At 51.2% G+C, this 8,879-nt stretch carries 4 protein-coding genes; 1 reads left to right on the plus strand and 3 read right to left on the minus strand.

The genetic code is table 11. The features are described from left to right. Window position 1: 1 nt before the first annotated feature. From HMPREF3027_RS08070 to dacB, 3 genes are read right to left on the minus strand one after another with little or no spacing between them, the layout of a single operon-like run. A complete protein-coding gene (locus tag HMPREF3027_RS08070) occupies window positions 2-3,307 on the minus strand; it encodes a SusC/RagA family TonB-linked outer membrane protein (protein WP_070707974.1) in 3,306 nt (1,101 codons plus the stop codon). 19 nt (window positions 3,308-3,326) lie between these two features. After that, window positions 3,327-5,864: a zinc-dependent metalloprotease gene (locus HMPREF3027_RS08075; protein WP_070707975.1), complete on the minus strand. Its 2,538-nt coding sequence runs from the start codon at window positions 5,862-5,864 to the stop codon at window positions 3,327-3,329. Between the two features lie 52 nt (window positions 5,865-5,916). After that, window positions 5,917-7,353 carry a D-alanyl-D-alanine carboxypeptidase/D-alanyl-D-alanine endopeptidase gene (gene dacB, locus HMPREF3027_RS08080; protein WP_070707978.1) on the minus strand — a complete coding sequence of 479 codons (1,437 nt, stop codon included), beginning with the start codon at window positions 7,351-7,353 and terminating at the stop codon, window positions 5,917-5,919. Window positions 7,354-7,407: 54 nt separating this feature from the next. Here dacB and HMPREF3027_RS08085 point away from each other — a divergent pair, with 54 nt between their 5' ends. Continuing rightward, window positions 7,408-8,574 carry an AI-2E family transporter gene (locus HMPREF3027_RS08085; RefSeq protein ID WP_070707980.1) on the plus strand — a complete coding sequence of 389 codons (1,167 nt, stop codon included), beginning with the start codon at window positions 7,408-7,410 and terminating at the stop codon, window positions 8,572-8,574. Window positions 8,575-8,879 lie beyond the last annotated feature (305 nt).

Here is an 8,879-nt window from a genome sequence, read left to right on the forward strand (position 1 = left end):
ATTAAAAGGTGATATTGATACCCACCGAGTAGGTGCGTGCCACTGGCTGTGAGTAAATATTTCCGTAGGTCTCAGGGTCGAAATAGCCCGAGTAGTCGCTACTAATCACAAATGGATTACGTACCTCGGCGGTCAGACGCATCTGCTGGAAGAGGTCACTTCCTACCTCCTCGCCTTGGAGCGTGTACCCTAGTCGGATACTGCTGAAGCGCCAGTAGCTGATCCGCTTTGCCCAAATATCGTAGTAAGAGTAGGTGCTAGCTGGATCGTAACCTCCCATCCACTCCCGTGCGTACTCCTCCATCTCCGTGGTGGTGCCACTACCGAGTAGCTTTGGATATTGGCCAGAAGTATGATCCGGACTCCATACATCTAGGATATCGCGGGTATAATTCACCCCTGGATCCACCTTTGTAGGATGGTAGAACGGAGCACGGGTCACCCAACGATTGATAAAGAAGTTGGAGTAGATCGATAGATCCACCGACTTGTACCGAAGCGTGCTACTCAAGCCACCAGTCAGCTTTGGGTCACGGTCGCCCACATAGCGGAAGAGGTTTCGGTACTCTGCCGGAGTGATATTACCGATCACATCACCAAAGGCCCCCTTTGAGAGGTTGAATAGCTCTTGATAATTCTTCACCTCACCATCGGCGCCCCTAAAGGTCATCAGTCCATTCTTGTCTACTCCAGCGGTTGGAATTACAAATAAGGCATTGACAGGATACCCCTCGAGTGATGGCGTATAGTCATTATCGCGAACATTGTACTTCAGTACCTTTGAGCGGTTTTGCGAAAGGTTGAGGGTAGTGGTCCAGGTCCAATCCTTTGTCTTGATATTGGTGGTGGAAAGTGCCAACTCCCAACCACGGTTCTCCACCTCACCCCAGTTGAGGTTAACGAAGTCAAAACCATTCTCCCTCGGTAGACTGCGGACACTGATCAGGTCGTCACTATTGCGGTAATAGTAGTCCATAATCAGTGAGATGCGATTATCCAGTAGCCCAAGGTCCAGACCTATATTGGTGGTGGTGGTCTTCTCCCATCTCAGCTTTTGATTAGGGGGAGAGAGCACGGTGATGATATCCTCATTGACACCGTTAAAGAAGGAGGTGGTACGCCACTCACCCTTCACGAAGGGCGAGGTATTCTTATCCACATTACCTTGAATACCATAGGAGGCTCTTAGCTTCAGGTTAGAGAGCCAAGAGAGGCCTTGCATCCACTGCTCACGATTGACGTTCCATGCACCTGAGAACGACCAAAGAGGTAGGTACTTGTACTTCGGATCAACCCCAAAGAGGTTCGACCCATCGTAGCGTAAGCTAGCAAAGAGAGTGTACCGATTGTCGTAGGTGTAGGAGAGGGTAGAGAAGAAGGAGACAAAGGCATTCTCATAGATCTGCTTGCGGTAAGGGGCAAATCTGGCGTTGTTGGACGTGGAGGCCGAAAGTCCCTCGGGGAATACTATCGGCTTAGTGGTGAGCGTACGCTCATCATAGCCAAAGCCCTTAGAGTGAATGCCAGTGGTATTATTGCGTCTCAGCTCTATACCAGCCATTACGTCAAGGTCGTGGCGATCCTGGAATCGTTGGGAGTAGAATAGCTGATTCTTCCAATTGTATTGGAAAAAGGAGTCGTGCCAGTTTTGGATAATCCCACCCTCTGGCAAGAAGCTCTTACCCTTGTACAGCGCTGAATTATGATAGCTGCGAGCAAAGAACGACTCCTTTGTGCCACTCTTCTCAGTGGTATTGCTCTCTATCTGAATGCCCAGTTGGCTAGTAAAGCGAAGGGGTTGCAGAATCTTCCACTCTAGGTCTGCCACCGCCTTAAGGGATTGATTCTTGAGCGTGTAATTGGTGTTATTGAGCTCCTCCATGTAGTTGAAGGGGATCTGCTTGTCGTCGGAGAGAGTGACATCGGGGTCGTATATATAGTTGCCCTCACTATCGTAGAGCTCTCTGTAGGGATTGACATTGCGGGTATATCGCTGTGGATTGGAGAATTCACTCTCGGCGAGATAAGAGGTGCGGTCGTTCTGATTGGCAAATAAGCTGAGCCCCACGGTGACCTTCTCTGATAGCTTATAGTCGGTATTGGCTGTGACGTTGTAACGCTTAAAGGCGGTGCCTTTGGTGGTTCCCTTCTCATCGTAGTAGCCGAAGCTGGTGTAATAATTAAATCGCTCGGTACCTCCAGAGAGACTTAGTCCATATTGTTGGTTGAATGTTGGTTCGTAGATCTCCTTAAACCAGTCGGTCTGCTTCCCCCTAAGGGCATCTATTTGTTGAGCCACTTCTGGAGTCAGTGCCGAGAGCCCCTCTGCTTTGTATGCGTCGGTGAGCCCAGCTGCCTCTATGATCCGAGCCACATCGCCATGATTGGAGCGATAGGAGTGAAGTGGGTTTTTGAGGAGGTCCAGCTCCAGGGACACCTTCTCATCGCTATTGAGGAGGTTGAGTCGAGAGCCATCAGGGCGAGCAGTAAAGAAGGCATCGGCATTAAAGTTGATGCGCATCCTCCCCTCCTTACCACGCTTGGAGGTGATGACAATAACGCCATTGGCGGCTCTAGCCCCATAGATAGCCGTTGCTGCTGCGTCCTTAAGAATCGTGATATCGGCAATGTCGGCCGGATTAAGCCCTGCTATTGAGCTATTGTGTAATTGGTCTAGGACATCTTGGTCGCCAATATTCTTCGGTACCATATCGCCATCAAGTGGGATTCCATCGAGTACCCAAAGTGGCTCAGAGGAACCACTCAGTGATACCGTACCGCGGATACGTACTTGAGCCTGTGCACCAGGAGCACCCGACATAGGCGTTACCACCACACCGGCGGCTTGCCCGAGGAGCATTTGGTCCACACTTGGCACCCCTACCTGCTTTATCTCATCGGCATCAATCGTGGTGATAGAGGAGGTCAGTTTGCGCTTCTCTATCTTTTGGTAGCCAGTCACCACTAGCTCTCCTAGAGTTTGGCTATCCTCTTCGAGGACAATATTGTAGACATTTTGCCCTGGAGTAAGTGTGATGACTTGCTCTCTAAAGCCTATGAAGCTTACGATTACCTCCTTTACCGAGGCGGGGAGTGTAAACTTGTAGTCTCCGTCTATGTCCGTCACCACTCCTTGAGGGTTGTAGTCCTTAGCTTGGGTCTGGCTAGGTGCGATAAAGACACTGGCCCCTATGAGTGGTTCATTGGTGCCGGCCTCTGTAATCTTACCACTGATGGTACGCAATTGCTGTGCCGATAGTGGTAGTGTAGCGAGTAGCAATAAAGCTAGTGCTAGTATTCTTTTCATGTTTTACTTGGTCTTTGAGTTATTGCTCTAAGGCATTATCTATTCTGATGATAAGATCCTGGTAGTGTCCTCTGAGGGCAGGGTCTTTGGTCTGGCTCTGTCGGCCGATGGTCTTGCGTATCCTGAGGAGTAGCTCTCTCTTGATAGAGATGGCGTCGGAGATGCGATCGGCTAGGGAGCCATTGAAGTTGATACTCCTTACCGACTCTGTGGCAAAGCGAGCCTCTTCATCTGTGAGGGCAAGGCTATTTTTCTTAGTTACCTTACTTGTGGAGACACTCTGTAGCAGTGCATCTACCAGTCCTTTCTGTACAAATCGGTCACGTACGTCCAGTGCTTCTCCTCGCTCACTCTTTCCGAATACTGCTTTGTAGAGCATATCGGTCAGCTCCGTAGCCTTGAAGGCTTTATCCCCATGGATGTACTCATTCTCGCTCATACGTATGAGACGGTTATCGGAGAGCATATCCCAAAATATATAGCTCTGTGCGTTCTTCAGAACCAGCGTAGGGGATTGCTCAATATAGCCACTCGGACTACTCTTGATGGGGAAGGTATAGCGTAGGAGTGGGGCATTGAATAGCCAGTCGGTAGCGATGATACTCTCACGGATCAAAAACTCCGCTGCCTCTCTCTGCTTCTCCTTTGGCACAAAGTGGTAGCTATTCTGAGTCTGCTGTGAGCGATCTGTCTCCTCAAGGTAAATACCTCCGATCAGTGCCATTGGGTGGTAGATAAAGGTATTCCACTGATTCATCAAGGCATTGTAGAGGATTCCCGCCTCTCGATACCCTTGGTGAGGGTCTTGGTTCTTAGTGATCTTGAGGAGCTGAGGCATCAATCGCTTGAGATTGGCAATGCCAAGCGTGGAGGCCGCCACAGGGTCGTCACCGAGGTCCTCGGTCTGAGCTCTAGGGTCTATGGCATCGCGGGTATCCTGAGCCTCACTATAGCGGTACAGTGGACCGGTGTGCTTGGCGAGTAACTGCTGTAGTGCTGCCACTTCACTGCGTGCACCCCCTTCGCCATACCAGCGGTAGCCATACTCTATAGCGAGTAGGTCGTAGGGCCCTATCTCTGGAGAGAAGTGGGTGACACCATCCTCTGGCTGTGCGATGTAATTGAAGCGGGCATAGTCCATAATGGAGGGGGCGGTACCATTTTGGGCGGTGAACTGTGGGTCGCGCAATTGCTGAATGGTATAGGCACTTGAGGCGATCATATTGTGCCGTAATCCTAGAGAGTGCCCCACCTCGTGGCAGGCGACAAAGCGCATCGCGTCACCGAGTAGATCCTCAGGTAGGTCCCAGCTTGCTGCCTCGGGGTTTTGTGCTCCGGTCTGTAAGATGAGCCAGTTACGTAGCATCTCCAGCACATTGTGCCACCAGATGATATCGGCTTGGATGATCTCGCCACTGCGGGGGTCGTAGACAGAGGGCCCCATGGCATTTTTCATCTCTGATGCAATGTAGGTGATGGAGGAGTGGCTGAGGTCGTCGGGATTGATCTCCTCCGAGCTTTCCCTAGCGATGATGGCATTCTTGAATCCGGCTCGCTCAAAAGCCACTTGCCAATCCTCTATCCCTTGCTTCATATACTTCCTCCACCGCTCGGGAGTGGCGGGGTCGATGTAGAAGACAATGGGCTTTACCGGCTCTACATGTTCGCCACGTAGGTAGGCCTCCTTATCCGAGGGCTCTAACCTCCAGCGGGTGATCAGTTCGCGGTGAGTGATGCTATTCTGTGCATCGGCGTAGTAGCTCACAGGCACTGTAAAGTAGCCCACCCTAGGGCTTAGGTAGCGCCCTGCCATTGGTTGCTCTGGGAGCAAAAGGATGGAGGAGGCGACCTCTACCGTGAGGTATACAGGGGTGCGTAGCTCTACCACCTTGGTGGTGAGCTCCGAAACCACGGTGATATTATTCTTGAAGGCAGTGGCTCGCTTGATTTGAGAGAGCTCTGTATCAGGGCTACCGCCTACGCTGATGAGGTCGAAGAGGTTATTAAATAGCTTTGAGGAGCCGTCATATAGCTTGGTCACCTCCACCAATACCGATGTGCTGTCGTTGCTGAAGCTACTCACCTTCAGCTTTCCCATAATAGGGGAGACGAAGTTCTCGGCTATGGAGAGGAGGAGCTTATCTCCCTCAGGTGCCTTGGGCTGTGGCTGAATATGGCGGATCACGAGTTGCTTCTTATCCTCTGCTAGCTCCATGCGAATGAGGGTATTCTCGTAATTGATCCCTTTATTGATGCCCGCTTCATTGAGCTGTGGGGGCACGGTGAGGATGCGATTGACGATGAGCATATCTCGACCTATCAGTTCTGTGGGGATATCGAAGTAGTACTTCCCCTCCTTTTGGTAGATCCCAAATAGCTCCTCACTAGATGCTGCGTACTGCTCATGGCCTGTGATCTTTTGGTATTCAGAGGAGGTGGTAGGAGCCTTCTCGGCACGGGCTCGTTTGGTGATCTGTGCCGACTTACAGCCCGATAGGGTAGCGACGAATAAGAGTGCTAACGTTAGTGCTAGTTGCTGGTAAGAGTTTCTAGTCATGTAATTGGTTCTTATTGTTTTAATCTATTCAATCTTTCTTACTTACTTATATTTAGTAGCCGAAGGCCTCGAGGAGTACCTCTTCCATCGCCTTGCGGACAGTAGAGGCTTTGCCGTAGAAGTTATTGACCATCAGGGCGACGGTGTAGGTTTTGCCACCCACTTCTACATAGCCGGCATAGCAGACCACATTGCGGAGGGTTCCACTCTTGAGGCGGGCTTTGCCCTGAAGAGGAGTGCCTTTGAGAAACTGCACGAGGGTGCCCTCCATCCCAGCACGTGGAAGTAGACTTTGGTAGCTACCAGAGGGATCGGCTCTGTGTACCTTCCCGAGCATAGTGGCGAGGAAGTAAGCAGAGACCCTATTTTCGGGCGAAAGCCCCGAGCCGTCCATCATCTCGAGTTCGCGGGTATTGATGCCTCGGCTGGTCCAGTAGCGGTGTACCTCGTTGACGGCCGTTTGGGTGGCATTCTGCCCCGGGAGGGGAGTTTTGCCCCAGGTGAGTTGCTGTAGTAGCCCCTCGGCAAAAAGGTTGAGGCTATAGTGTAGAGTAGTCTGGGCAAGTGTGCGGAGGGGTGCCGATTGGTAGGTGTAGAGAAGCTGATTTCCCGCAGGAAGCTGGTGATCCACTTGTGCCTCGCCTTGGGTGGTGATGCCTTGTGCCTTGAGCACCTCCCGTAGGTGGTGGGCGACGAAAAGAGGGGGATTGGGGAGGGCACCACGGATCCGCAGCTTCTCTACCCGCTGAGGATAGGTGCCTGTGATATCGTAGCTCCCATCGGGGTGAGGAAAAGCCGAGATGTAGAGAGAGTCGCGGTGGCTGCTAGAGGTCACTTCGTAGGCTTTCCGTAGCTCGAGCTGAGGCACGGTGGGGGTGGTGTAGTAGCTCTCCCCATGCTTGGTGAAGTGGAGGGAGTAGCTATTGTCGTAGGCATTAAGGCTCCAGAAGCCAGGTGCGTAGGCATTACCCATATCATAGGCGAGCCAGCGAGGGTTCTGAGCTTGGAAGTCACTCGAGGGCGAGAGGGCAATGATATTGCCAGTGATCTGGGTGATCCCTTTTGCCTTAAGGGCTTTGGCCACCTCTTTGAAGAAGTGGTCTTGGTCGCTATTCCAAAAGTATCTTGAGCCTATGGAGGGGTCGCCATGCCCTACAATATAGAGGTCACCCTCCAGCTTCCCTTGAGCAATAGTGCCAGCGGTGCGTATCTCTGTTGGGATACGTAGCCCGCCACCTCTTTGGCTCCAAAGGGTAGCCGTAGAGACTAGCTTCATGGTGCTCGCGGGGGTAGCTAGGTGATGGCTCCGTATGCCTACCAGCTCTTTGCCACTCTCTGCCTCTTGTATCGAGAGGGTCCAAAAGGAGCGTGCTAGAGCGGCTGGTTCGCTTGGTGTCTTGACCCCTTGTGCCTTGGTAGCAAAGGGGAGTAGCAGTAGCATGAGGGTGATGCTACGTAGTCTGTGGAATGTTGGTCGGTATTTCGTCATAATTATCTATCTTTGTGCAAAGATAACCAAAATAGGGGTGACCCCTTCTTAATTATGAAACCAAGACAAATTGAAGAGTTCTTTCGGACCCCTTTTACACGGGATCGCATTGCTCGTATCGGCTTCGGTCTCTTGATATTAGCCGCTTTGGTATGGTTGATTGCCCGCCTCAGCTATTTCCTGATGCCACTCATCATTGCATGGCTGCTCGCCTACCTGATGCTACCATTACTCCACTTTTTGGAGGATAAGTGCAAGATACGCAAGCGGTGGATTTCCACCACGATTGTGTTACTCGTGACGATTGGGCTGGTGGTAGGTCTGCTCGCCATCCTTATCCCAAGCATCACCAATGAGGTGAGTAAGGGATGGGAGATGCTGAAGCGTTATGATATCGGTGCCTACCTGCTGAGCTTGCTACCGGAGGAGCTTTCTACCCGCAGTCAGCTGATCCAGAAGCTAGAGGAGTTTATGGGCAGCATCAATATGCAGGAGCTCTTCGGCTCTATTGAACAGATATTCACGAAGGGATGGGGGCTGATAGAGAGTACCTTTAACCTCCTTGCGGGTGCGGCGGTGATCTACATCTTTCTCTTTTACTTGGTCTTTTTGATGCTCGATTATGAGAAGGTACAGAAAGGGTTTATGGAGATGATGCCGGTGAGCATCCGCCCATTTGTAGAAGAGCTGGGCGAAGTAACTGGTCACTATGCCAATGCCTACTTTCGTAGCCAAGCACTGATTGCGATGATCTGTGGTGTGGTGATGGCGGTAGGTTTTTATATCATTGGTCTGCCGATGGGGATTACCCTCGGGCTCTTGATAGGGCTACTCAATATGATCCCCTATATGCAGACTTTGGGTTACCTCCCACTCGTGATACTGGTAGGGCTACAGTCGGTGATGACGGGCGATAACTTCTTTATCCTCCTACTCGCTGGTGTGGGGGTGATTGTGCTGAGCGATGCACTGCAGCAAGTTCTCCTGACCCCTCTTATCCAAGGTCAGTCCCTAGGAATTCACCCAGTAGCTATCCTACTTTCGCTCACCGTGTGGGGCTCGCTATTTGGGTTCTTCGGAATGCTCTTTGCCCTACCCCTCACGATGATCTGCTACCACTTTTACATGAAATATGTGGTGGGCACCCCAGTGCCCCTTTCTGGCGGCAAGGGCAAGATGCCCGACCTCCATTTCGGCCATAAAGCGAAGGAGGCAGAGTAAAGATAAAAAGGCTAAAAATGCCCTTTGTAACTAATTGATATACAGGGGTCTATTTTTGCGTTAGACGAGATGCAACTAAGCAATTGACGAGTTGCAACTAACCGATCAGCGAGATGCAACTAAGCTTTTGCTTTGTTGCATCTCAGTTTTTGTCTAGTTGGCCTATCGAATATTATTATGGTATACGGTGTGAAATTTCTACCTTATTCTTAGGCCCTGCTCAATCCTGCAACGTCTTACGGAGGTACTTTAATTAAGGTGAAAACCCCGGAGGGGTTTCATGGCCTAATAACCCAAGCTTCCCC

Origin of the sequence: Porphyromonas sp. HMSC077F02 (assembly GCF_001815465.1) — a bacterium.
GTDB lineage: Bacteria > Bacteroidota > Bacteroidia > Bacteroidales > Porphyromonadaceae > Porphyromonas_A > Porphyromonas_A somerae.